Here is a 25343-nt window from a genome sequence, read left to right as displayed (position 1 = left end):
CATTATGCTGTCGCGGAATCTCGAACAGACGCTCCACCGGGCCCTGGCCAACGCCAATGAACGGCGTCACGAGTACGCGACGCTGGAACATCTGCTGCTGGCCTTGACGGAGGACCAGGACGCGCTGGCCGTGCTGCGGGCCTGCGGGGTGGATGTCGCGAAGCTGAAGGCCGAACTGGTTGAATATCTGGATGGCGAGCTGTCGAACCTCGTCACCACCCGCCATGACGACGCCAAGCCCACGGCCGGGTTCCAGCGCGTGCTGCAACGCGCGGCCATCCATGTGCAAAGCTCCGGCCGGGAGGAGGTGACGGGCGCCAATGTCCTGGTGGCGCTGTTCTCCGAACGCGAAAGCCATGCCGTCTATTTCCTGCAGGAGCAGGAGATGACGCGCTTTGACGCCGTCAACTACATCTCCCACGGCATCGCCAAGGCCCCGGGCCGGGCGGAGCCCAAGCGCGTGTCGGGCACCGACGACGATGCCCAGTCGGAGAAGGTGGTGAAGAAGGGGACGGAGGCGCTGGAAGCCTATTGCGTCAACCTGAACAAGAAGGCGGCCAGCGGCAAGATCGACCCGCTGATCGGGCGCGAGCAGGAGGTGGAGCGCACCATCCAGATCCTGTGCCGCCGGTCGAAGAACAACCCGCTTTATGTCGGCGACCCCGGTGTGGGCAAGACCGCCATCGCCGAGGGGCTGGCGCGGCGTATCGTCCAGGGCGAGGTGCCGGAGATCCTGCGCAAGGCCGTGATCTATTCGCTCGACATGGGTTCGCTGCTGGCCGGCACCCGCTATCGCGGTGATTTCGAGGAGCGGTTGAAGGCCGTCGTCTCTGAACTGGAGGCGCTGGAAGGCTCCATCCTGTTCATCGATGAGATCCATACGGTGATCGGCGCCGGCGCCACCAGCGGCGGGGCCATGGATGCGTCCAACCTGCTGAAGCCGGCCTTGGCGTCCGGCGCGCTGCGCTGCATCGGCAGCACCACCTATAAGGAATATCGCTCCTACTTCGAGAAGGACCGGGCGCTGGTCCGCCGCTTCCAGAAGATCGACGTGAACGAACCCTCGATCGAGGATACGATCAAGATCCTGGAGGGCATCAAGGTCTATTACGAGACCCACCACAAGGTTCGCTACACCAAGGATGCCATCCGGTCGGCCGTGGAATTGTCGGCGAAATATATTGGCGACCGCAAGTTGCCCGATAAGGCCATCGACGTCATCGACGAGGTCGGGGCCGCCCAGGCGCTGCTGCCCGAAGCCAAGCGCAAGAAGACCATCACCCAGAAGGATGTGGAGGCGGTGGTCGCCAAGATCGCCCGCATCCCGCCAAAGTCGGTCAGCCGTGACGACCGGGAAGTGCTGATGAATCTGGAACGTGACCTGAAGACCATGGTCTTCGGTCAGAATCAGGCCATCGACGCGCTGGTGTCGGCCATCAAGCTGGCCCGTGCCGGTCTGCGGGAACCGGAAAAGCCCATCGGCAACTACCTGTTCTCCGGCCCCACCGGTGTCGGCAAGACGGAAGTGGCCAAGCAACTGGCCCGTACGCTGGGGATCGAGCTGATCCGATTCGACATGTCGGAATATATGGAACGGCACACGGTCAGCCGCCTGATCGGTGCCCCGCCGGGCTATGTCGGCTTTGACCAGGGCGGCATGCTGACGGACGCCATCGACCAGCATCCGCATTGCGTGCTTTTGCTGGACGAGATCGAGAAGGCGCATCCGGACCTGTACAATATCCTGTTGCAGGTCATGGATCACGGCAAGCTGACCGACCATAACGGCAAGAATGTCGATTTCCGCAATGTCATCCTGATCATGACCACCAATGCCGGTGCCGCCGACATGGCCAAGCCCGCCATCGGCTTCGGCAGCGGCATTCGGTCGGGCGAGGATCAGGACGCCATCAACAAGATGTTCACGCCGGAATTCCGCAACCGCCTGGACGCGATCATCGCCTTCGCCAATCTGGGTCAGGAAGTGGTGACCCGCGTCGTCGACAAGTTCGTCATGGAACTGGAAGCACAGCTGACCGACCGCGGCGTGACCATCGAACTGACCGACGGCGCCCGCGCCTGGCTGGCCAAGAAGGGTTACGACCCCGTCATGGGGGCCCGCCCGCTCGCCCGCACCATCCAGGAATATGTGAAGAAGCCGCTGGCCGAGGAACTGTTGTTCGGCAAGCTGGCCAAGGGTGGGGCCGTCCGCGTTGTCCTGAACAAGGAAGGCGACGGCCTGGACTTCGATTATGCCGAACCCAAGGGCGGCAAGCGGGAAGAAAAGGTCGAGGAACTGGCCTGATCAAATCCCATCCCCGTTGACCCTGTTATGAAACGCCCGGCGAGGAGACCTGCCGGGCGTTTTTCTTGCGTGTTAAAAGGGGGTGGGTTACAACTTTAGCCTCAATTGAACATTGTTCATGAGGTTGGCTATGCGATTGCGATCCCTCATCCCCCCGCTTGGATGCGGTGCTCTGTTCCTTGTCCTGATCCTGGCCCTGCTGCTGCCCATCTCTGCAAAGGCGGGGGAGGCTGAACGGCAGGCCGCCCTGCGTGCGGCTTTGCTGCCCACCGAAGAGACGCAGTTTGCCCAGTTGCTGGAACGGCGGCGTAAGACGTTCATAACCCTGTTCGTCAATAAGAACCCCGGCAAGGAACAGGCGGTGGCCACCCTGTTTGATACGGATTTATCCCCCCGTATCCGTGAACAGTGGGGCACCTGGTTTGAGCGGTATGTCGCCTTCCTGGCATCCCGCCTCAATGACGAGGATGTTGCAGCCTATGTCGCCTTCCGTGGCACGCCGGCGGGCAGGGCCTATGCAGATTTGAATGTCCGGGATGACGTGCAGGAATCGGCACGAAAGGAATTGCGGGGCGAATTGGGCTTGATTGATGCCCTGCGTCTGAAAGCCGCCGTGCAGCGGTTCGAAGAGGTGGCGAAAGAGGCCGGGATGCAACGGCCGGAGGAGAATTGATCATGCGGAAACGGTGCGCCCTATCTCTGCTGCTGTCCGGCATCCTCTGTCTCCCCGTAGCGGCCCCCGCCAAAGCCCCGAAGCCCGAAGCGCTGGCCAAGGCCATGCAACTGGTGCAGGCGGAAAGGGGTTTCAGCCGCTGGGTGCGCTACACTCCCGAAGGCTATGCCGCCTTCTGGGGGCTTGGGTTCCCGGCGGCATTGGACCCGGCCCTTCGGGCACGCCTGGAGACGGCGTCAGCGGAGGTGCAGGCAATCTTCCGGCCGGTGTCCGACCAGGTCGATGCCAAGCTGATGGCCCGCTACATCACAGAGGGCGACATGGAGGCCGTTTTGAGCTTCGCGTCCTCGCCCGCGGGGCAGGCCCGGCGGGCCGCCCTGGAAGCGGCAGAATATCGCGTTGACCTGAGCCGGGCCGGGGCCCTGCGTCTGCAACCTGACATGCGGGAAGCTGTTGCGGCAAAGGCCCGCGCGGTCGGGCTGGTGGTGCCGAAGGAATGGCAGGACGTGCCCGATTAATAGCGATCTCCCTTGACCCTTGACCGATCAAGGGAGATTTCGTGTTCCCTCACACGCCGGGCGCCGCCATCCAGCGGCTTGGCTTGGCTTGGCGAGCGCACGTGCGCCGGGCCGGCGGTCGCCGGCCTCCAATCTGCCAAAGGTCAGGCCTTCGGCAGATTAGTATAAGCATAACAAGGGCTTATGGCCTGTCAGCGCTACACATTGCCCCGAGGAAATTCGATCAGAAATCAAAATAGTCCCATTTCGGTCCCAATTCCGCACCTGCGAACGACTCTCAACGGGTGTTATGCGGAAATGCACCGGAAGTATGCGCCCTATAATGGTCAGTTATACTGACCTATCACCAAAAAACTGCTGGTGAAGGGGCATTTCACGCTTTATATGATCATCACCGGCGGCTTTCTGGAAAGGGCATTACCCGATCAGGTGCCGCCGTTTCCAACGGTGCGGCGGGGCCATCCGCTGCATTACGGCAGAAACGGGGCCTGCCCCCGCGATGATGTAAGGAATGGTTCCATGGCGACGCAGAAGATGCTGGGTTTTGTTCACACCGACCAGCGCATGCCCGACAAGCGCAAGGCCGACCTGCGCCGCCAGGATTTCAATGAAATCTATGCCCGCTTCTCGGATGACGGTGCCAAGGAACAGGCCAATCGCTGCTCCCAGTGCGGCATCCCGTTCTGCCAGGTGCACTGCCCCGTCTCCAACAACATCCCCGACTGGCTGAAGCTGACGGCGGAAGGTCGCCTGGAAGAGGCGTATGAGCTGTCGCAGGCCACGAACAATTTCCCGGAAATCTGTGGCCGCATCTGTCCGCAGGACCGTCTGTGTGAGGGCAACTGCACGATCGAGCAGTCGGCCCACGGCACGGTGACCATCGGGGCGGTGGAAAAATACATCACTGACACGGCCTGGGATAATGGCTGGGTCAAGCCTGCAACCCCGCGTCAGGAACGCGTGCAGTCCGTCGCCATCGTCGGTGCCGGTCCGGCCGGACTGGCCGCGGCCGACCAGCTGCGCAAGAAGGGCTACCAAGTCCATGTCTATGACCGGTATGACCGGGTCGGCGGCCTGTTGATGTACGGCATTCCGGGCTTCAAGCTGGAAAAGGATGTGGTCATCCGCCGCTGGAAGCTGCTGGAAGATGCGGGCGTCGTCTTCCATCTGGGGGTGGAGATCGGCCGTAACACCGACCTGCGTGCGCTGCGCGCCGAACATGACGCCGTGCTGATCGCCACGGGTGTGTACAAGGCGCGCGACCTGGGTGGGCCGGGCGCCGGCCTGGATGGCATCGTCGCCGCGCTGGATTACCTGACGGCCAGCAACCGCAAGAGCTTGGGCGACACCGTCCTGGATTTCGAGACGGGCAAGTTGAACGCCAAGGGCAAGAATGTCGTCGTCATCGGCGGCGGCGATACGGCCATGGACTGCGTGCGCACGGCCATCCGCCAGGGCGCCAAGTCGGTGAAGTGCGTCTATCGTCGCGACCGCAAGAACATGCCGGGTTCCCAGCGCGAAACCGCCAATGCCGAGGAAGAGGGCGTGGAATTCGTCTGGCAGACGGCGCCGGAAGGTTTCACCGGTGACAGTCATGTCACGGGCGTGAAGGCCTACAAGATGCATATGGGCGTGGCCGACGCCACGGGCCGCCAGACGCCGCTGCCCATCGAAGGTTCCAACTTCACCATGGATGCCGATCTGGTGATCAAGGCCCTGGGCTTCGATCCGGAAGAAATCCCCACCCTGTTCGGCGTGCCGGAACTGAAGGTCAGCCGCTGGGGCACGGTGCAGGTGAAGTACGCCACCATGATGACCAACCTGGACGGCGTCTTCGCCGCCGGCGACATCGTGCGCGGCGCCTCCCTGGTCGTGTGGGGCATCAAGGATGGCCGCGACGCCGCCGAGGGCATCCACAAATACATCCAGAACAAGATCGCAACCCAGCCGGTGGCGGTGGCGGCGGAGTAAGGGATGCCGACTGTCGCTTGGATCATGGGCTTTGCCATCGTTTTCTTCTACGATGACCATGGTGAACCTCACTTCCACATCAGAGGCAAAGGCACCAGCGCAAAGATAATGCTAGCGGATTTGTCCGTAGCGGAAGTGAAGGGCGAGTTGAGCACCCGAGAGTTGCGGGAAATTCGGATATGGGCACGACGGAACCTGCCGGCCCTTTATCAGTCATGGACGAATGCTCGCGCACAGCAGCCGATCCCGATGATCAAGGAGTGAGGCCATGTACTGGATTGAAGATGCGACGGCCAATCCTGACTTCACCGTAACAATTCGCTGGAAACACGGCGCGACCTCGACGGTGGATTTCAAAAGGAACATCGAGATGGGTGGTGTCTGCACAGTCATGGGTGATCCGGCCTTTTTCACCACGAAAATGTATGTGGGCGAGGACGGCTATTACCTTGGCTGGCCAGAGGAGATCGACTTCAGCGCCGATAGCCTCTGGTACCGCACCCACCCTGAAGACCTGAAACGCGACTACCCGGAAGCCGCCGCCGAATGACCGTCTGACCGCCCAAGGACCCGACCGCATCATGCTCCGCCTCTATGACAACCTTTCTTCCGGGAACGGCTATAAGTGCCGCTGGCTGCTGACGCAGCTCGACCTGCCGTTCCAGCGGGTGGAGATGGATATCGATGCGGCCGAGACGCGGACGGACGCTTTCCTGGCGCTGAACCCGAACGGGCGTATCCCGTTGCTGCGGCTGGCGCCCGGCGATTTTCTGGCCGAAAGCAATGCCATCCTGCGCTGGCTGGCCGAGGGCACGTCCTTCTGGCCGGACAACCGCCGGGACAAGGCCGCCGTTCTGCAATGGCTGTTCTGGGAACAGTATAGCCACGAGCCGAACATCGCCACCGCCCGCTTCTGGATCACCCACAAGGTGGCCATGGACCCGGAACGCATCCATGCCCTGATTGTGAAGCGCGAGAACGGGCATGCGGCGCTGAAGCTGATGGAACGCCACCTGACGGGCCGTGACTGGTTCGTCGGACAGGGCCCGACCATCGCCGACATCGCCTTGTACGCCTACACCCATGTGGCGGAAGAGGGCGGGTTCGACCTGGCCCCCTATCCCGCCATCCGTGACTGGCTTGACCGGTTCGCCGCGCAAGAAAGCCACATCAAGATCACCGACGCTGTGGGCAGTCCGCTGTCCGTGGCCGATGCTTTCTCCTCTGAACGTCAAGGGGTCTGACCATGACCGACGCCACCCTCTCCGCCGGTGAAATTTTCGCCGCCGAATACACCGCCAACAAGGCCCTGCTGGATACCACTGCCTTTGTGGATACCGAGCAGCATGATGCCTGCGGTGTGGGTTTCGTGGCGGCGATCGACGGCAAACCCCGCCGTGAGGTGGTGGAAAAGGCCGTGGAGGCGTTGCGCGCCCTGTGGCACCGCGGTGCGGTGGACGCCGATGGCAAGACCGGCGACGGTGCTGGCATCCATGTGCAGTTGCCCCAGGCCTTCTTCCGCGAACATGTGGTTCGCACGGGCCATCCGGAGCCCAAGGGCCTGATCGCCGTCGGCCAGGTCTTCCTGCCGCGCACCGACCTGTCGGCCCAGGAGCGCTGCCGCGCCATCGTCGAGACCGAAATCCTGAACTGGGGCTATGCCATCTATGGCTGGCGCCAGGTGCCGGTCGACATCTCCATCATCGGCGAGAAGGCGAACGCTACCCGGCCGGAGATCGAGCAGATCATGATCGGCAACACCAAGGATGTGCCGGAGGAGGAGTTCGAGCGCGATCTCTATATCATCCGCCGGCGTATCGAAAAGGCGGTGGCTGGCGAACAGATCGGCGGCTTCTATATCTGCACGCTGTCCGCCCGTTCGATCATCTATAAGGGCATGTTCCTGGCCGAGCAGTTGACGGCCTTCTATCCCGACCTGTTGGACGAGCGGTTTGAGAGCAATTTCGCCGTCTATCACCAGCGTTATTCGACCAACACCTTCCCGACCTGGCAGTTGGCCCAGCCGTTCCGCACGCTGGCCCATAATGGCGAGATCAACACGCTGCGCGGCAACGTGAACTGGATGAAGGCGCATGAAACCCGCATGGATCATGAGGTGTTCGGTGCCTGGATCGAGGATCTGAAGCCCGTCATCCAGGTCGGCTCGTCCGACAGCGGCGCGCTGGATGCCGTGTTCGAACTGATGACCAAGGCCGGCCGCTCCGCCCCCATGGTCAAGACCATGCTGGTGCCGGAAGCCTGGTCGACCAAGGAGGTCATGCCCCAGGCCCACCGCGACCTCTATTCCTATTCCAACGCGGTGATGGAGCCCTGGGATGGCCCGGCGGCGCTGGCCATCTATGATGGCCGCTGGGTCGTGGGCGGTGTGGATCGCAACGGCCTGCGTCCGCTGCGTTACGTCATCACCGGCGACGGCCTGATCATCGGCGGTTCGGAAACCGGCATGGTCAAGATCAACGAGCAGCAGGTGGTGGAAAAGGGCCGCTTGGGGCCGGGGCAGATGATTGCCGTCGACCTGCAGGAAGGCAAGCTGTTCCACGATCGGGAGATCAAGGACAATCTGGCCGCCCAAAGCCCTTATGGCAGCTGGATCGGCGAGATCACGGTCCTGGACGATCTGGTGAAGAAGGCACCGGTGGAACCGGCGGAACTGTCCAAGGACGAGTTGCGCCGCCGCCAGCTGGCCTATGGCATCACCATGGAGGATCTGGAACTGATCCTGCAGCCCATGGTGGACGATGCCAAGGAAGCGATCGGTTCCATGGGCGATGACAGCCCCATCGCCGTGCTGTCGGACAAGTATCGCGGCCTGCACCATTATTTCCGCCAGAACTTCGCCCAGGTCACCAACCCGCCCATCGACAGCCTGCGCGAAACCCGCGTCATGTCGCTGAAGACGCGGCTGGGCAACCTGGGCAACATCCTGGACGAGGATTCGACCCAGTGCCGCCTGCTGCAGCTGGAAAGCCCCGTGCTGACCAGTGCTGAATTCCGTGCCATGCGCAAGTACATGGGCACGACGGCGGCGGAGATCGACTGCACCTTCACCCCGTCGGCCGGGCCCAACGCCCTGCGTGACGGACTGCGCCGCATCCGTCAGGAGGCGGAGGACGCGGTGCGCGGTGGTGCGACCCATGTCATCCTGACCGACGAGGCCATGGGGCCGGGGCTTGCGCCCATGCCCATGATCCTGGCCACGGGTGCGGTGCATACGCATCTGATCCGCCAGCAGCTGCGCACCTTCACCAGCCTGAATGTGCGGTCGGGCGAATGTCTGGACGTGCATTATTTCGCGGTGCTGATCGGCGTCGGCGCCACCACGGTCAATGCCTATATCGCCCAGGAAGCCATCGCCGACCGCCATCGTCGCGGCCTGTTCGGCACGATGAGCCTGGAGGACTGCCTGAAGCGCTACAAGAAGGCCATCAATGATGGTCTGCTGAAGGTCATGTCCAAGATGGGCATCTCCATCATCAGCTCCTATCGTGGCGGCTTGAATTTCGAGGCCATTGGCCTGTCGCGCTCGCTGGCCGCGGAATATTTCCCCGGTCTGCCGTCCCGCATCTCCGGCCTGGGCCTGCACGGCATCCAGGAAGAGGTCGTGGGTCAGCACAAGATGGCCTATGACGACGAGGTTGTGGCCCTGCCGGTCGGCGGCTTCTACCGCTTCCGCAAGGGCGGTGACCGCCACGCCTGGGAAGGTGGCCTGATCCACCTGATGCAGACGGCGGTGTCCACCGACAGCTATTCCACCTTCAAGAAGTATTCCGAAGCGCTGAACAAGCGCCCGCCCATCAACCTGCGCGACCTGCTGGACTTCAAGCCGGCGGCCAAGAATGTGCCGGTGGACGAGGTGGAAAGCATCACGAGCCTGCGCAAGCGCTTCATCACGCCCGGCATGTCGCTGGGCGCCCTGTCGCCGGAGGCGCACGGCACGCTGAACGTCGCCATGAACCGCATCGGCGCCCGGTCGGTAAGCGGGGAGGGCGGCGAGGACCCGGCGCGCTTCAAGCCCGATGCAAATGGCGACAACTGGAACAGCGCCATCAAGCAGGTGGCCTCTGGCCGCTTCGGGGTGACGGCGGAATATCTGAACCAGTGTCGTGAGATCGAGATCAAGGTGGCCCAGGGCGCCAAGCCGGGTGAAGGCGGGCAGCTGCCCGGTTTCAAGGTCACGGAACTGATCGCCAAGCTGCGCCATTCCACGCCGGGCGTCATGCTGATCAGCCCGCCGCCGCACCATGACATCTATTCGATCGAAGATCTGGCCCAGCTTATCTATGACCTGAAGCAGATCAACCCGACGGCCAAGGTCTGCGTGAAGCTGGTGTCGCGGTCGGGCATCGGCACCATCGCGGCCGGTGTCGCCAAGGCCGGCGCCGACATCATCCTGGTGTCGGGCCATAATGGCGGCACGGGTGCTTCGCCCCAGACCTCCATCAAATATGCCGGCGTACCCTGGGAAATGGGCCTGTCGGAAGTGCAGCAGGTGCTGACGCTGAACCGTCTGCGCCACCGCGTGACGCTGCGTACCGATGGCGGCCTGAAGACCGGCCGTGACATCGTCATCGCCGCCATGCTGGGCGCAGAGGAATTCGGCATCGGCACGGCGGCGCTGGTCGCCATGGGCTGCATCATGGTCCGCCAGTGCCATTCCAACACCTGCCCCGTCGGCGTCTGCGTGCAGGATGAAGACCTGCGCAAGAAGTTCACGGGCACGCCGGAAAAGGTTGTCAACCTGTTCAGCTTCATCGCTGAAGAAGTGCGCGAGATCCTGTCCAGCCTGGGCTTCCGCGAGCTGCGCGAAGTGGTGGGCCGGTCGGACCTGCTGCATCAGGTCAGCCGTGGGGCGGCACACCTGGATGATCTGGACCTGAACCCGCTGCTGGCCGTGGCCGATCCGGGCGAATATGCCCGTTACTGCACGCTGGAAGGCCGCAACGAGGTGCCGCCGACGCTGGATAAGCAGATGATCGAGGATGCCCGCGCCCTGTTCGAGGATGGCGAGAAGACCCAGATGCAGTATCACGCCCAGAACACGCACCGCGCCATCGGCACGGCGCTGTCGGGCATGATCACCCGCAAGTTCGGCATGAAGGGCCTGCAGCCCGGCCACGCCACGGTCCGCCTGCGCGGTTCCGCCGGCCAGTCGCTGGGCGCCTTCGCGGTGCAGGGCCTGAAGCTGGAAGTGTTCGGCGACGCTAACGACTATGTCGGCAAGGGCCTGTCGGGTGGCACCATCGTCGTGCGGCCGCTGACGGCCAGCCCGCTGAAGACCAACGAGAACACGATCATCGGCAATACCGTGCTGTATGGCGCCACGGCGGGCAAGCTGTTCGCCGCCGGCCAGGCCGGTGAACGGTTCGCGGTGCGCAATTCCGGCGCCACCGTCGTGGTCGAAGGCTGCGGTTCCAACGGCTGCGAATATATGACGGGTGGTCTGGCCGTCATCCTGGGCAAGGTCGGCGACAATTTCGGTGCCGGCATGACGGGCGGTATGGCCTATGTCTATGACGAGGAAGGCACCTTCCCGCTGTACGCGAACCCGGAAAGCGTCATCTGGCAGCGGCTGGAAGTCCCGCATTACGAGGAGCAGCTGAAGTCGCTGATCCAGGAGCATATCGACGAGACGGGCAGCCGCTGGGCCGCCCAGCTTCTCAACGATTGGGATCTGGTCCGCGACAAGTTCTGGCAGGTGGTGCCGAAGGAAATGCTGAAGCGCCTGGCCGTACCTGTTACAGCACCGGAACGACTGAGCGCCGAGTAAGGGTAAGTAAGGATAGGGGGCCGAAAGGCCCCCTTTTCTTTTGGGGGCGCGACTCGGGAGGCAAGGATTTCTGCGGGTTGCCGAGTCGCGGGCGGCTCAGGCGATTCGAATCTATCCTTACTTGGAGTCGGGCGGGAGTTGGTAAGGGAAGGGCCCCCAGCATCCTTCCGGCATTGAATAGCAACGCTTGCGAAGCATAATGTCGGTTGTTTGATGGGGGTGGCGAAATGACGACAGACAGGCCGTTTGCAGAAGCGCTTGTAGTGGGGCTTCCCAACATCCTTGAACTTGCTGCCGCCTCTTTCACCAAGATCGATGGCCATGTCTTCATCGACATTTTCAACGATGGCAGCTTGCAAAGCCGTGTCGCTTCTTTTCCATCCCTCGCCGAGGCTCAGCGCTGGGTCAATATCGTTGTATTCCGCGACACTCTGGAACAGATTGTCGGCTGCGACTGGGAATTGGATGACCCGCATATTCGAAGATGCATTGATCTGGTGATCTCGATCTGGTCACGCCATGTCCTTCTTCAATACCCTGACGACCGTCTGTCATTTGCGGTCTGGTCTGAAGAGGACACAGGCGATATCGGCGTTGTGGTCGTTCAGCGTCACGATTAGAGTTTTTCTGGTTTACCTTGAAGCATTCTCTACCGTCACCCCGATGTAGGCCAGAGCTACGGGAAATATCGCTTCAACCTAAACCTGACAGACCCCCAAACGCAAAACCGGCGCCCCGTTTCCAGGACGCCGGTTTCTTAAATCCTGACAAGCTACCCCGCCGTTAGGCGGCGTTGACCTGTTCGGTCTGGGCCAGCAGGGCATAGAGGGCGTCGCCCGTCTCCGCCCCACGCAGCTTGTCACACAGCACGGGATCGCGCAGAGCGCGGGAAACCCGGGCCAGGGCCTTCAGGTGATCGGCGCCGGCCCCTTCCGGGGCCAGCAGCAGGCAGATCAGATCCACCGGCTGTTCGTCGATCGCTTCGAAATCGACCGGCTTTTCCAGCCGGGCGAAGATGGCCATGACACCGGGCAGGCCCGGCAGCTTGCCGTGCGGAATGCCGATGCCGCGCCCCACGCCCGTGGTGCCAAGCCGTTCACGTTCCACCAGCACGTCGAAAATGGCCCGTTCGTGCTGGCCGGTCAGATCGGCCGCCTTCTTGGCCAGTTCCTGAAGGACCTGCTTTTTGGAAGCAGCCTTCAGGTTCGGGAGGATCGCCTCCGGCGTCAAAAGATCATTCATCGCTGCCGAAGGTGTCTGGAATGAAGGGGATACGGAACGCAAGGATAGAGCCATGGGGAACGCATCGCCTTACTGTTTCACGGAACCGGCGGCACCGGCGGGGTCAACCCAGCCGATATTGCCGTCGGCACGGCGGTAGATCATGTTCAAACCGCCATGTGCCCGGTTACGGAACATCAAAGCGGGCAATTCTGCAAGGTCCATCCGCATCACCGCCTCGCTGACGGTCAGCATTTCGATGCTGGTTTCCATCTCGGCGACCACGGTGCCGTGGTGACCGTTCAGTTCGGTCGGAACCTCATCCTCAACCTCGTCGCCTTCCGGCTGGGCTTCCAGGATGTATTTGCGGGCCGACTGCACGGGCAACTGAGCGATGGTCGTCCGCTCATGATGGTCCTTCAGGCGGCGCTTGTAACGGCGCAACCGCTTGGCCACCTTGTCAGCGGCCTCGTCGAAGGCGGGATAGGGCTCCGTCGCTTCGGCGTTGGACTGCAGCAGGATACCGCGGCCGACATGAACCTGAATATCGGCTTTGTACAGATGCGCATCCTTCGAAAGGATGACCGTCGCCTCCATCGGGTTACCGAAATATTTCCCGACCATCGATGCCAGCTGATCCTTCACATGGGTCCGCAGAGCATCGCCCACATCCAGTTGCTTGCCTTTGACGGTGACTTGCATATTTGACCTGTCGTTTCAGGGCGCGTGACCGGGCCTGACGGAACCGTCATCCTGGGGCCGGCATCCAGACCGGGAGTGCCCCAGAACAGGTTTTCCATCAGCGGCCAGCGCAGGGACTACAACCCAAGGGCCTTCTCCCGACGGCGCTGGACTGAAGAGGGGATCTTCATGCCTTCACGATACTTCGCCACCGTGCGGCGTGCAATGTCGATCCCGTCCGCCCGCAGGATTTCGACAATTTTATCGTCCGACAAGGTGTCATCCGGCTTCTCCGCATCGATCAGGGCTTTGATGCGGTAACGCACAGCCTCGGCCGAATGTGCCGCCTGGCCGTCGGCGCCCTGGATGGCGGAGGTGAAGAAATATTTCAGCTCGAACACGCCGCGCGGGCTGGACAGGAACTTGTTCGTGGTCACGCGGCTGACCGTGCTTTCATGCATGCCGATGGCTTCCGCGATGTCGCGCAGGATCAGCGGCTTCATGAATTGCAGCCCGTGCAGGAAGAAGGCGTCCTGCTGGCGCACAATCTCGGTTGCGACCTTCAGGATGGTGTTGGCCCGCTGATGCAGGCTTTTCACCAGCCAGCTCGCCGACTGGAACTGTTCGGCGATATATTCCTTTTCCTGCTTGTTGCGTGCGCCGGCGGTGACCCGGCTGTGATAGCGCTGGTTGACCAGCACGCGCGGCAGGGTCTCGGTGTTCAGTTCCACGATCCAGCCGCCGCCGGGGCTGGCGCGCATCAGGATGTCGGGAACGACGGTCTGCACCGGTTCGAAATCGAAGGACAGCGCCGGCTTTGGGTTCAGCGCCTTGATCTCCGCCACCATGTCCGACATGTCGTCGGCATCGCAGCCGCAGACCTTCAGCAAGGCCTGGAGATTGCGGGCGGCCAGCAGGGGCAGATGGTCCAGCAGGGCCTGCATGCAGGGGTCCAGGCGGTTCTTCTCCCGCAGCTGGATGGCCAGACATTCCGACAGGGTGCGGGCAAAGATGCCGGAAGGATCGAAACGCTGCATGCGCTTCAGCACAGCTTCCACCTGATCCAGCCCGCAGCCCAGCGTGAGCGCCACTTCTTCCAGGTTGCCGGTGAAATACCCCGCCTCGTCCAGATGATCCAGCAGGGCGAAAGCCACCAGCCGGTCCAGCCGGTCGGGCAGATCCATGGTGATCTGTTCTTCCAGATGGTCGCGCAGCTTCGGCCGCTCGGTCAGGGTCGCTTCGAACCCCTCGCCATCATCCTCGAATCCACCGCTCCTGGAAGACCAGTCGCCAAACTGCTCCCCCGATCCCAGACCCGCGCTGTCCATGTCGGCGGCGGAGCTGTTGGTGTAGACATTCTCGTAATCTGTATCCAGCGGGGCGTCGTTCGATGCGCCCATCCGGTCGCTGGTTGCCAGTTCCACCGTGTCGGCGATGCGGCCTTCCGCCTGGGGCGCCACCGCCTCTTCCCGATCCACACCGGTGGTCGGTGCGTCCGCCCAGCCGTCGCCGTCGTCGCGCTCCAGCAGGGGGTTGCGTTCCAGCTCCTGGTCGACATAGTCGGCCAGTTCAAGGTTCGACAGCTGCAGCAGCTTGATCGCCTGCTGCAGCTGCGGCGTCATGACCAGCGACTGTGACTGCCGTATATCGAGCCGTTGCTGGAGCGCCATTCTCTCGAAAAAACCTGTTCTGCCGAAGGGCCGAGGCCCGTTACCCCACCGGAGCCTGCTGCGTCTGGTGGTCATCCGGAAATGCCGACAGCCTTGGGCTGTGTCGGCCGGCATACCCCTGTCGGCAGTTCTCCACGCGCCAAGGTACGGCGCCCGCCGCCTGCCTGCAACAGTTAGGCCAATTGCGGGGTAAAATTATTCCATTGATTTCTGCGGGAAGTCGCGTCCGCGCCTTCTCGCTTGCGTTGGAGGTTGGATTGTATTAGTTGGATTAAACTATGAAAGCCGAACTTCTTATCCTGGGTGTCCTGCATCGCGAGGACATGCATCCCTATGAGATCAAGCGCCGCCTTGAGGCGGCGATGATCGACCGCTGGATCGATATCGATACCGGCACACTCTATTATGCGGTCCGACAATTGGCCAAAGATGGCCATATAAGGCCGGTGTCGGAGGAACGGGTGGCGCGCGGCGGGGCCCGCACCATCTACACCCTGACCGACAGCGGTCGGGCGCGGTTCCAGAGCCTGCTGGTGCAACGCTTCGCGGACAATGACCCGATCCTGCATCCTTTATTCCCGGCCTTGCCGTTCCTGCACCATGTCGACACTGCGGCGGTCATCCCGCTGGTTGAAAAGCGCATCGCCTGTTGCCGTGAGGCGCAGGCGATGCTGTCCGGCATGCTGGCGCGGCTGGACCCGGTGCTGGGCACAGGCAACCGGCTGCTGATGGAACATTCGCGTGACCTGAGCGCATTGGAGGTGGCGTGGCTGGAACGGATGCTGTTGGCCCTGAAGGCAGGGCCACAGGACGCCAAGCTCAGCCGGCTGCCTGCCGATGGTCCCTATTCCCCCTTGCCTGTCGGAAATGAGACATGAGCAAACAAGCCGCATCGGTGGACGCGCGCCGCGCCCTGTTCGCCAATCCCGATTTCCGCTGGCTGCTGACCGGCGGGGTCATCTCCATGCTGGGGGACCAGTTCACGCTGCTGGCCATGCCGTGGCTGGTGCTGAAGCTGACGGGTGACAGCCTGGCCCTTGGCCTGGTACTGGCGATCCTGGGCGTGCCGCGGGCCCTGTTCATCCTGGTCGGTGGGGCGTTGACCGACCGGTATTCGGCCCATCGCGTGCTGATGTTGACCAAATATATCAACACGCTGCTGTTGGGTCTGCTGGGCGCGCTGGTCTGGGCGGATACGCTGCCCTTGTGGCTGATGTATCCGCTGGCCCTGTGCATCGGGCTGGCCAGTGCCTTTTCCATTCCCGCCGGCACCTCCATCCTGCCCACCGTCGTGCCGCCGGCCCAGCTGGCCGCGGCCAACGGGGTGATGATGGGCCTGCGCCAGTTGAGCCTGCTGGCCGGGCCTGCGCTGGCCGGGCTGTTGATCGCGTTGACAGGCGGTGGCGGCGATGGCGCTGCCACGGGGGCGAGGGCCAGCGGCACGGCCGTCGCCTTCCTGCTGGATGCGGCCAGCTTCGCCGTCTCCGCCTGGACCCTGGCCAAGGTCGCGGCCAAGGCCCCGGAGGCAGCGGCAAGGGCTGAGCCGGTGCTGCGCGCCATCGGCAGCGCGCTTGCCCATTTCTGGCGCGATACGCATCTGCGTGCGCTGTGCCTTTATTTCGCCTGCACGGCCCTGTGCGTCTCCGGTCCCGTGCAGGTGGGGCTGCCGGTGCTGGTCGATCAGAATCTGGCCGGCGGCGCCGGAGCGTTGGGCGCGATCATGGCCGCGCATGGGGCGGGCACCCTGGCCGGATTCGCCCTGTCCGCGGCGCGGCCGGGTCTGCGTCTGGGCACGCTGGGGCTGACCATCCTGACCGTGGATGCTTTGGTCGGGCTGCTGTTCCTGCCCACGGCCTATCTGACCGTCACCTGGCAGCTGGCTGTGCTGCTGTTTGCGGTCGGTGGACTGGCGGGGATCGTCCAGGTCCGGGTCTGGACCTGGATGCAGCGCCAGGTTCCCCCATCCATGCTGGGCCGGGCCATGGCCCTGTTCATGTTCATCTTCATGGGCATGGGGCCGCTGTCGGCCGCGGCCACCGGTGCGCTGCTGCGCCATGTCTCGGTCACGCAGATGCTGGTCGGCACAGGCGTCTTTCTTACCAGCGTCGCCGTGATCGGCATCATCCTGACGCCGATCCGGCATGTGCGGGAACAGCCGGCGGTCGACCCGGCCTGATCCCGGTTCAGCGCTGCCGGCGCCAGCGGAACAGCAGGCGTCCCAGCGGGGCCAGCATGGCGCCGGCGGCCAGCACCGACAGCGCCTGGATAGCGATCAGCCAGGGGGCGTCCAGATCATCATGGATCATGCGCTCCCCGAAGATCGCCATGCCGCCGCCCGCGATCAGCAGCAGGGCCATCATCCGCACCGGCGCCACGGGGGCGGCCCGGCGCATGTCGATGGCCAGGAACAGGGCAGAGCCGATGGCGATCAGCGGGAAGCAATAGGGGCAGAACAGGTGCAGCAGCCCCGGCATCTCCTGCGATTCGGCCATCGGCCGGCTGCTTTCCCACAGGGTCAGCAGCCAGAAACCGGCGGCCGGCAGCCAGATCAGCCGTTCCCACACCCGCCGGCCCGGTACAGAGAAGGAGATGGCGGCAAAGCCGGCCAGCAGCGCCGTTGCCACCGCCAGCACCTGTTCGACCAGCCATAGCGGCTGCCCGGCAACGATGGACAGGTCCGGCCGGATGCCGTGCCAGGTGGTGGCCAGCAGCATCAGCCCGATGGACAGGGCCGCCCAGCGGGCCAGCCGGACCAGGGGCGTGGGCAGGCGATGCACTTGCGTGCTCTCGCTGCTCAGCCGCTCGATCAAGATCCCCAGGTCAGCCATTCTCCACATCCTTCCGCAACATTTGGCGCAAGCCCGCGATCCCGCGATGCACCGCCACCTTCAGCGCCCCGATGCTGACGCCGCTGGCATCCGACGCTTCCCGCAGGCTCATGCCCTTTACCTTCAGCATGTCGATGGCCAGCCGCTGTCGTTCGGGCAATTGCGACAGCAGCGGGCCCAGGGCCAGGGCCGGTTCGGGATCGGGCTCCGGCTGGGCGACGCCGGTATCCCGCTCCTCGTCATAGTCCGTCTCCACCGCCCGGCGGCGATAGGTCCGGCGCAGGGCATCGGTCAGCCGGTTGCGGGCGATGGTCGACAGCCAGGGCAGCACGGGCCGCCCCGGCTGGTAGGTCGCCCGCGCCTGGTGCAGGGCCAGCAGCGTGTCCTGCACGAAATCATCCAGATCGGCCGCCCGCGCCAGCTTGCCCCGGCCGATGGCGCGGATGACGGGCACGGCAGCGCGCAGGAAGGCGGCATAGGCCGCACCATCCCCTTCCTGCGCTGCAACCAGCAGCAGGCCCAGTTCCCGCTCGCCCGTGTCACCTACCGGCATGGCGCCCCCGTCGGCCGGGTTATCGTCATTGCTTCGGCTTGTCGGGCCGGGCAACGCCGTTCTGTTCCAGGAACGCCTTGAACTTGGCGGCGTCCAGGAAATAGAGGTCAAGGCACTCATAGAATTTATCCTGGTCCTTGATGCTTTTGCACAGCCTTTCGGCTTCCTCGTTCGCTTCCTGTTTTTGGGCTTTTTCCGACGCGCTCATCGTCTGATTGCCGGAATCCTGGGCGAGTGCCGCCATGGCAGGCGCCGCGCAGAACAGCAGGAACCCAAGGGCAAGGCGTTTCAGGATATTCATGCGTCACCTCGTGGCTGGATCGGGGCGGCTCCGCAGGAAACGGCGGGCCAGGGCGTCGGCCGACAAAGCGCCGGGCCCCAGGATGAAGAGTGCCCCACCAACCAGTATCCAGGGAACCTGTTCTGAAGCGATGGCGATGCCATTTTCGATCCCCTGCGGCGTGCGGCCGATGACCAGGAACAGGGTGGCCGCCATGACGGCCAGCCCCGCCGCCCCGACCCGGCCGAACAGCCCCAGGATCAGCGACAGGCTGAGCGCGATTTCCGCCCCCGTGGTCAGGGGGGCCGCGATCATGGCCGGCAGCAGCGGCACGGGATGCACCTGGGTGAACAGGAACTCCTGCGCATCCCAGGTAAAGACCCGGTGCCAGCCTGCGGTGGCAAAAGGCCAGGCCAGCCAGATCCGACCCGCCAGCAGAACCAGCGCCGCCGGCCCGCGCAGGGTCCAGGGGGCAGCGGTCGTGGGGCCGGGATCGGTCAGGAAGCAGAGCAGGCGCTTGATCATAGGGTCACCGTCGGGGTCGTGGCCGCCAGCAACCCATGGGTGAGCAGCAGCGCCAGCAGGGAAGGGAGCAGGTCAGGGTTTTCCAGCATGGCGGCCGCTTCCAGCAGCGGCGTGCCGTGCTGCAATGCCCGCAGCAATCCGACCGCGTCGGCCGGCAGGATCGTTGCCGCCACCAGCAGGTCCGGACCCCGCCAGATCAGCAGGCCGGACAGCCCGTCCAGAGGCAGCGGCGGGGCGAGGAAGGCGATGTCGGGACGCAAGGTCTGCCATTCCCGCCCCTGATCGACATCCCCATCAACCAGACTGGCCGAGGGCACCAGGGTCATCGGCAGGCCGGCCAGGGCGTCAGGCGGAAGGGCCGACAGCATGGCGGGCGTCAATGCATCCGAATCGGCAGCGAAATAAGCCTGCTGTGTCGCCCAGTCCGCCGCTGCGAACGCCCGCTGGGAGGGGGGCAGTGCCGCGGCGAAGCCTTTGCCATAGGCGGACAGCACCCCCGCCGCCGGCGGATGGCGGCGCAGAAAATCCCGTGCCGCCGCCGCGAATTCCGTCTCCCCCAGCCGTGCCGCCACGGCCGGATAGGCTTGGGCCAGCACCCCGGTCAGGGCGGCGGTGACGGTGGCGGTGTGGATATAAAGCGCCTTGTCCGCCGGCACGCCGCCATCCGCCAGATGCGGCAGGGTGGCGGCATAGCCGTCAGGGGCGCCGTAGCAGGCGGCCATCATGGCCTGTTGCAGGGTCAGCAGCATGTGGCCTCCCGTATCCGGTCGGCCATGGCCGCCTGTTCCAGCAGCAGGGACAGCGGCGGCAGGTTGGTGTCCCATTCCACCAGGGTCGGCCGGGGACCGAACCGGCGGATGGCCTGGTCATAAAGCGACCAGACCGGATCGGGCACGGGGCTGCCATGGTCATCGATCAGCAGCGGCGCGCCGTCGATTTCCACCCGCGTATGCCCGGCCAGATGATATTCGCCGATGGCATCGGCCGGGAATCGGGACAGCATGGCCGCCGCATCGCGTCCCCGGTTATGGGCGCTGACATGCAGGTTATTGATGTCCAGCAGCAGGCCGCAGCCCGTGCGGGCCACCAGGGCCGCCAGAAATTCCCCCTCGTCCATCTGGTCGGCGGTGAAGCGGACATACAGGGAGGGGTTTTCCACCAGCAGGCGCCGTCCCAGCCCATCCTGGGCGCGAGACACGTTGCGGGTGACGATCTCCAGCGTCTGCGCCGTCAAGGGCAGGGGCAGCAGGTCCGGCACATGCGTGCCGGCCAGTCCGCACCAGGCCAGATGGTCGGAGGTCAGGCAGGGTTCGAACCGGTCATAGAGAGTGCGCAGGCGGGACAGATGGTCCCCATCCACCCCGTCGGCCGCGCCCAGGGACAGGGCAACGGAATGGAAGGAGACCGGATAGTCCCGCCGCAGCCGTTCCAGCTGCGCCAGACGGGGACCGCCGGCGCAGAGGTAATTTTCCGAATGCACCTCCAGCCAGCCCACAGGCTGCGGCGCCGCCAGGAAGTCGGCGACATGGGCGTGCCGCAGCCCCACCCCCGCGACGGCAGGGGCAACCAGGGGACGAGGGTGGGGGCTGGCTGGCGGGTGCATCGGAGGCGGGCCTTATACCTGTTCCCGGTGAGGTCGGGTCACCGGGATCTGGTTACTTCTTCATCATGGCCGGGTTGGCGCCTTCGTAGGCCGTCAGGCTGCCCTTGGCGGCTTCGCAGGCTTCCTTGGTCATGGCCTTGAAGTCCTGGCCGCTGTAATCGACCTTGGACTGCGTGGCGCAGGAATGGCCCGCGGCCTTGTTGGCGCAGTCATTCTCACCGGCCTTGGCCACGCCATAGCAATGGACCTTCTCCCCTTCGGCGGCATTGGCGGGGGCGGCGATGGCGGCCAGGGACAGGGCACCGGCAAAAGCAGCGCCAAGGGTCAGGGCGGTGAAGCGGGCGGTCGTGTTCATGGAATGCGTTTCCTTCGATGGCAGGGAAGGGAGCCGTCATCGGCGCCCGTATCCTGTCATTCGACGCAGCCCAGGAAAGGTTACGCGGTCGGTAAGATTTTTTTGTCACCTCGGAAAAATTCTGACCTGCTGGCATGGGCAGTCGGCGCGAAAGTGCCAGCCATTTCCTCCCTTGCAGCCAAACGCAACATAACAGGGGATGTCTCAGAGAATGAGATCTGCGGTCTCCGAGTGAAGGGCAACTCTGCAACATGACGTAACCCACCGAAGGTTGCTCTTTGGGTGGCTGGGAAGCGTGCTCTGAGAATTCTAGTGAAGCTACATCATTGATATAACGAGCATAACAGTTGGGGGTTGTAAGGTCATCGGCCCGAGAGGAGGCCTAATTGGAATTGTATTTGCAGTTCACCCTTTTAAGGCGGCTCGCCTGTCCTTGAGCGTCATGTCATGATCGTACAAGGTGCTGTAGTTTTCGCTGCCGAATTTTGGATCGGAGAGGCGTATGTCTAAAGGTTCGTTTCTCGCCCAAGCTTGGAACAATGGAAAATACCATACCAGTGGCGCTGGCTATGGTTTCAAAATACCCGTTAATGCCCGAGACGCATTCTTCCAAAGAAGATGGGGTACTGTTGCATTGTACCTTCCTGGCCGGCTAGCGCCGGCAATTGCGAATATCGATAAGCCCTCTTTTTGGAATGGCACTTGTCGTGAGTTAATCAGTCAAGACATTGGGATTTGGCTGATAGAAAATGGATTCGCCCCGTGGCCTAAAGGTAGGCCGCCGAGGATGCTGCTTACAATGCGAGCGGAGCGTATCTTTGATGTGCTACCAGCGTAAATTTCAAACGAATACCAAGCTCAAGAAAGCTCGCATTTGGCATCCCCGCTGATTGGAACGGTGGCTGCCTGTGCCGCCGAAGTCATCAAGGTCTGACAAGTCCGAATTTGATGACACTGGCATGAGACACTACCATCAGCCTCGTCATCACATCGTGAAGCGTTCGCCCAGATAGACGCGGCGCACATCCTTGTGGGCCACGATCTCTGACGGCGCGCCTTCCATCAGCACGACGCCGTCATGCAGGATGTAGGCGCGGTCGACGATGTCCAGTGTCTCGCGCACATTATGGTCGGTGATCAGCACGCCGATGCCGCGTTCGCGCAGATGGGCGACCAGTTCGCGGATTTCATTCACGGCGATCGGATCGACACCGGCGAACGGTTCGTCCAGCAGGATGAAATGCGGCTGGCTGGCCAGGGCGCGGGCGATTTCGGCGCGGCGACGCTCACCACCCGACAGCGCGATGGCCGGGGTGCGGCGCAGATGGCTGATGGAGAATTCGGCCAGCAGTTCATCCAGCCGCTGTTCACGCACATCGCGGTCGGGCTCCACCACCTCCAGCACGGCGCGGATGTTGTTTTCCACCGACAGGCCGCGGAAGATGCTGGCTTCCTGCGGCAGATAGCCGATGCCCAGCCGGGCGCGGCGGTACATGGGCAGGTTGGTGACATCCACACCGTCCAGCGTGATCGTGCCATGGTCAGGCAGGATCAGGCCGGTGATCATATAAAAGCAGGTGGTCTTGCCCGCCCCGTTGGGACCCAGCAGGCCCACGGCCTCGCCCCGGTTCACCGACAGGCTGATATCGCGCAGTACGGGGCGGCCCTTGTAGGACTTGCCCAGGCGGGAGGCCACGAGGCCCGAATTCTCCGCCACCAGGCGGGGACCGCTGGTCGGGGCACCCGTGGGGGCGCTGTCCTTGGTCGGCTTCGTCATGGCTTGCTCCCCTGCGGGTTGGCGGGTGGCTTGGGCTGCTGCGGCACGCCGCCTTCGCCCTTTTCGTTGGGAATGAACAGGCCGCGCACGCGGTTGTCGCCGCCGTTGGTGGTCGACGGCTTGGCCGGGGCGGCGGGTGCGGGCGATCCCGGCACGCGCGACAGGATGCGGCTTACACCGGATTTCAGATCGACCTCCGCCGCGGGGCCGTTCAGCTGGTTCTGGCCACGGGTGACGCGGACATTGCCGGTCAGCAGGGCCAGTTCACTGTCCAGATCATAGGTGCCCTTGTCACCGCGGGCCGTTTCCGATTGGGTGGTGATGACGACGCCGCCTTCGGCGTCGACCCGGCTCAGCCCCAGCTTGTCCTGGGCATCGCGGGCCAGCAGGGCCACCAGCTTGTCGGCGCGGACCCGATCCTTGGGCCTTGCTGCCAGCGCATCACCGCGCGCCACGGCCAGCTCCTGATCGCGCCAATATTCCAGACTGTCACGCGCCGTCACCGTTTCTTCCGGCGTGGTCAGGCGCAGCCCTTCGCCCGTCAGCACGGCGACCGACCGGTCCAGGTCATAGATGGCGCGGGAACCATGGGCCGTGCGCTCGCCATTTTTCAGTTGCACATTGCCTTCGGCCAGCAGGCGGTAGACCTCGTTCCCGCCCGTCGCGGTCTTGCGGAAATAGGCGGCCAGCGTGTCGGCTGTCAGCACCATGTCGCCCTGTGTGGCGGTGGCGCCGCCGCGCGCGATGGCGACCTGCAACTTGTCATGATATTCAAAGCCGGCAGGGGCATCGACATCAATGGGCTTCGACCCGCCAATTTCCAGCGAGGGGGTGGCCGCGGGCGCGTCCTGTGGGGTCGGTGCCTGTTGGGCCAGACCGGTGCCGGCGGCCAGCGACAGGCCCAGCGCCACAGGCGCCAGCCAGTGCCCCCAACCGTTGCGTCGCATCTTGGTACCCCTCATGGCGCCGTTTCCCCCGGCTTGTCATTGTCACCGGCCTTGGCTCCGGCCCCGAAGGCCCGCAGCCGCGCATGGCCCGTGAAGACCAGCACGTCGCCGTCATTCAGCACGCGGAAGCCACCGGCCTCCACCATGCCCATCGGCCCCTGACCTTCCACGGGGCGGTTGCCCCAGGCCAGGTTCCGCTTCACATCCAATGTTGCTTCTTCGGTCCGCAACTCATAGCCCGAGCCGTGGAAGAAGGACACGGTACCCATCAGCGCCAGGACCTGGCTGTCCTGGTCGTAGCGACCCCGTTGTGCCGTCATGGACAGCCACGCGCCGCGCTTCAGGGTGATATCGGCCTGTGGCGCTGTCAAATCCACGATGGAGCCGCCGCCGCCCTGTTGTGCCACCCGGTTGGCCTTGATCTCGAACGGCTGATCGCTGGTATCCGTGCCCAGATAGCGGGCCTGGGTCAGTTCCAGGTCGCCCTGGGCCGGGCCGGGGCGCGTCTTGTCCGACGATCCACCGAACAGCGGCCAGACGAAAACAGTCACCAGCACCAGACCCGCGACGGCTGGCAGCGCAATGCGCGCCGCCCGCACCACCCGCGTATGGGCGTAGGGGTCGTGCCCGCCGCCCGCCGCAAGGCGTGCCGGTATCGGCCGGTTGGTCGACGGGGACGGGTTGACTGACATCGCGGCGGGGCCGTCTTTCGGTGCGAAGATATTGCTGGTGCGGAGGATTGGCTGGTTAAGGCGGCAATTCTGTGACGGGTCGCACAGATTGCCGGCCCTCATGCCCGCCATGCGGCATTAATGGGCGAAGATGTCGGGTTCTTCCCAGCCCAGCAGGTCCAGCTTGCCCCGCGCCGGCAGGAAGGCGAAGCAGGCTTCGGCCAGTTCGCGCCGGCCTTCGCGTTCCAGCAGCGCATCCAGCTTTTCCTTGATCTGGTGCAGGTACAGCACGTCGGACGCTGCGTATTTCAGCTGCTCCTCGTTCAGTTCGGCCGCACCCCAGTCGCTGGACTGCTGCTGCTTGGACAGCTCGATCCCCGTCAACTCCTTGCACAGATCCTTCAACCCGTGCCGGTCGGTGGAGGTGCGGACCAGCTTGGACGTGATCTTGGTGCAGTAGATGGGCGCGCAGGTGATGCCCAGCGCCTTGTACAGCACGGCCACGTCGAAGCGGGCGAAGTGGAACAGCTTCAGCACCGCCGGATCTTCCATCAGGCGCTTCAGGTTGGGGGCCAGCGTCTGGCCCTTGCGGATCTGCACCAGATGGGCATTGCCGTCACCGGCGGACAGCTGCACCAGGCACAGCCGGTCACGGTGCGGATTCAGGCCCATCGTCTCCGTATCGACAGCCACCACGGGACCCAGGTCAAGACCGTCGGGCAGGTCACCATCGTAAAGGGAGATCGTCATGGGCAGGGTCCTTGGGCAATGAATATCCTTCGGCGGTCCGGTCATCCGGGCCACCGCATCCTTTCCTTATCGGTTGCCGGCCGCTGTACCGCAAGGGGCGATGCCGCAAGGGTCCGATGCCGGGGAAGGGGGCCGGGAAGGCCGGGCCCAGAAACGCTTAAGGCCGCCGGTATGAACCGGCGGCCTTAAGAGCGTTACTTGCGGATGGTGCCCAGAAGAAGACTCGA

25 protein-coding genes are annotated in these 25343 nt (G+C 63.8%); 11 read left to right on the top strand and 14 right to left on the bottom strand.

The window, feature by feature from the left end:
• Positions 1-4: 4 nt before the first annotated feature.
• The 9 genes from clpA to ACODTW_RS14875 all read left to right on the top strand — a co-directional run bounded on the left by clpA (position 5) and on the right by ACODTW_RS14875 (position 11875).
• On the top strand, positions 5-2305 hold the full coding sequence (gene clpA, locus ACODTW_RS14915; protein ID WP_488946817.1) for an ATP-dependent Clp protease ATP-binding subunit ClpA: 2301 nt from the start codon (positions 5-7) through the stop codon (positions 2303-2305).
• A gap of 130 nt (positions 2306-2435) precedes the next feature.
• Entirely contained in the window at positions 2436-2978 is a 543-nt protein-coding gene (locus tag ACODTW_RS14910; protein WP_488946815.1) for a hypothetical protein, read from the top strand.
• A gap of 2 nt (positions 2979-2980) precedes the next feature.
• Entirely contained in the window at positions 2981-3496 is a 516-nt protein-coding gene (locus ACODTW_RS14905; protein WP_488946814.1) for a DUF2059 domain-containing protein, read from the top strand.
• Positions 3497-4015: 519 nt separating this feature from the next.
• Positions 4016-5467 (top strand): NAD(P)-dependent oxidoreductase, encoded by a 1452-nt coding sequence (locus tag ACODTW_RS14900; protein ID WP_488946813.1) that lies wholly within the window; start codon positions 4016-4018, stop codon positions 5465-5467.
• 3 nt (positions 5468-5470) lie between these two features.
• Positions 5471-5731, top strand: coding sequence for a DUF4160 domain-containing protein (locus ACODTW_RS14895; protein WP_488946812.1), 261 nt, complete (start codon positions 5471-5473; stop codon positions 5729-5731).
• 4 nt (positions 5732-5735) lie between these two features.
• Positions 5736-6017 (top strand): DUF2442 domain-containing protein, encoded by a 282-nt coding sequence (locus ACODTW_RS14890; protein ID WP_488946811.1) that lies wholly within the window; start codon positions 5736-5738, stop codon positions 6015-6017.
• 31 nt (positions 6018-6048) lie between these two features.
• Positions 6049-6711: a glutathione S-transferase family protein gene (locus ACODTW_RS14885; RefSeq protein ID WP_488946810.1), complete on the top strand. Its 663-nt coding sequence runs from the start codon at positions 6049-6051 to the stop codon at positions 6709-6711.
• A 2-nt stretch (positions 6712-6713) separates the two neighbouring features.
• Positions 6714-11255 (top strand): glutamate synthase large subunit, encoded by a 4542-nt coding sequence (gene gltB, locus ACODTW_RS14880; RefSeq protein ID WP_488946809.1) that lies wholly within the window; start codon positions 6714-6716, stop codon positions 11253-11255.
• A gap of 227 nt (positions 11256-11482) precedes the next feature.
• Complete coding sequence (locus tag ACODTW_RS14875; protein ID WP_488946808.1) at positions 11483-11875, top strand: hypothetical protein; 393 nt, start codon at positions 11483-11485, stop codon at positions 11873-11875.
• A gap of 163 nt (positions 11876-12038) precedes the next feature.
• Here ACODTW_RS14875 and ptsN read toward each other — a convergent pair whose 3' ends face one another.
• From ptsN to rpoN, 3 genes are all read right to left on the bottom strand, one after another.
• On the bottom strand, positions 12039-12497 hold the full coding sequence (ptsN, locus tag ACODTW_RS14870; RefSeq protein ID WP_488946807.1) for a PTS IIA-like nitrogen regulatory protein PtsN: 459 nt from the start codon (positions 12495-12497) through the stop codon (positions 12039-12041).
• Between the two features lie 69 nt (positions 12498-12566).
• Positions 12567-13178, bottom strand: coding sequence for a ribosome hibernation-promoting factor, HPF/YfiA family (gene hpf, locus ACODTW_RS14865; protein ID WP_488946806.1), 612 nt, complete (start codon positions 13176-13178; stop codon positions 12567-12569).
• Between the two features lie 116 nt (positions 13179-13294).
• Positions 13295-14827: an RNA polymerase factor sigma-54 gene (gene rpoN / locus ACODTW_RS14860; protein WP_488946805.1), complete on the bottom strand. Its 1533-nt coding sequence runs from the start codon at positions 14825-14827 to the stop codon at positions 13295-13297.
• Positions 14828-15105: 278 nt separating this feature from the next.
• Between rpoN and ACODTW_RS14855 the strand changes: the two genes are divergently transcribed.
• Both ACODTW_RS14855 and ACODTW_RS14850 read left to right on the top strand, forming a co-directional pair.
• Positions 15106-15705: a PadR family transcriptional regulator gene (locus tag ACODTW_RS14855; protein ID WP_488946804.1), complete on the top strand. Its 600-nt coding sequence runs from the start codon at positions 15106-15108 to the stop codon at positions 15703-15705.
• On the top strand, positions 15702-17003 hold the full coding sequence (locus ACODTW_RS14850; protein WP_488946803.1) for an MFS transporter: 1302 nt from the start codon (positions 15702-15704) through the stop codon (positions 17001-17003). The genes ACODTW_RS14855 and ACODTW_RS14850 overlap by 4 nt, the downstream gene beginning before the upstream one ends.
• A 7-nt stretch (positions 17004-17010) precedes the next feature.
• Here the strand turns inward: ACODTW_RS14850 and ACODTW_RS14845 are convergent, their stop codons facing one another.
• From ACODTW_RS14845 to ACODTW_RS14795, 11 genes are all read right to left on the bottom strand, one after another.
• Entirely contained in the window at positions 17011-17655 is a 645-nt protein-coding gene (locus ACODTW_RS14845) for an NrsF family protein (protein ID WP_488946802.1), read from the bottom strand.
• Positions 17648-18208, bottom strand: coding sequence for a sigma-70 family RNA polymerase sigma factor (locus tag ACODTW_RS14840; RefSeq protein ID WP_488946801.1), 561 nt, complete (start codon positions 18206-18208; stop codon positions 17648-17650). The genes ACODTW_RS14845 and ACODTW_RS14840 overlap by 8 nt, the downstream gene beginning before the upstream one ends.
• Positions 18209-18233: 25 nt before the next feature.
• Positions 18234-18509 (bottom strand): hypothetical protein, encoded by a 276-nt coding sequence (locus ACODTW_RS14835; RefSeq protein WP_488946800.1) that lies wholly within the window; start codon positions 18507-18509, stop codon positions 18234-18236.
• A 3-nt stretch (positions 18510-18512) separates the two neighbouring features.
• A complete protein-coding gene (locus ACODTW_RS14830; protein ID WP_488946799.1) occupies positions 18513-19013 on the bottom strand; it encodes a DoxX family protein in 501 nt (166 codons plus the stop codon).
• Entirely contained in the window at positions 19010-19762 is a 753-nt protein-coding gene (locus tag ACODTW_RS14825; protein ID WP_488946798.1) for an HvfC/BufC N-terminal domain-containing protein, read from the bottom strand. The genes ACODTW_RS14830 and ACODTW_RS14825 overlap by 4 nt, the downstream gene beginning before the upstream one ends.
• Complete coding sequence (gene bufB / locus ACODTW_RS14820; protein WP_488946797.1) at positions 19753-20616, bottom strand: MNIO family bufferin maturase; 864 nt, start codon at positions 20614-20616, stop codon at positions 19753-19755. The genes ACODTW_RS14825 and bufB overlap by 10 nt, the downstream gene beginning before the upstream one ends.
• A gap of 52 nt (positions 20617-20668) precedes the next feature.
• Positions 20669-20971, bottom strand: a complete 303-nt coding sequence (locus ACODTW_RS14815) for a BufA1 family periplasmic bufferin-type metallophore (RefSeq protein ID WP_488946796.1) — start codon at positions 20969-20971, stop codon at positions 20669-20671.
• Between the two features lie 985 nt (positions 20972-21956).
• Positions 21957-22748, bottom strand: coding sequence for an LPS export ABC transporter ATP-binding protein (lptB, locus tag ACODTW_RS14810; protein WP_488946795.1), 792 nt, complete (start codon positions 22746-22748; stop codon positions 21957-21959).
• The gene (locus ACODTW_RS14805) at positions 22745-23710 is read right to left on the bottom strand and encodes an LptA/OstA family protein (RefSeq protein ID WP_488946794.1); all 966 of its coding nucleotides are present in this window, start codon (positions 23708-23710) and stop codon (positions 22745-22747) included. The genes lptB and ACODTW_RS14805 overlap by 4 nt, the downstream gene beginning before the upstream one ends.
• Positions 23707-24387, bottom strand: coding sequence for an LPS export ABC transporter periplasmic protein LptC (gene lptC, locus ACODTW_RS14800; RefSeq protein ID WP_488946793.1), 681 nt, complete (start codon positions 24385-24387; stop codon positions 23707-23709). Before lptC ends, ACODTW_RS14805 begins: the two co-directional genes overlap by 4 nt.
• A gap of 117 nt (positions 24388-24504) precedes the next feature.
• On the bottom strand, positions 24505-25116 hold the full coding sequence (locus ACODTW_RS14795; RefSeq protein ID WP_488946792.1) for a ribonuclease D: 612 nt from the start codon (positions 25114-25116) through the stop codon (positions 24505-24507).
• Positions 25117-25343 lie beyond the last annotated feature (227 nt).

The sequence above is a fragment of the Niveispirillum sp. FG148 genome, from assembly GCF_057809655.1.
Note: the sequence above shows the minus strand (reverse complement) of the source record. Positions and strands in the feature narration are given on the sequence as shown.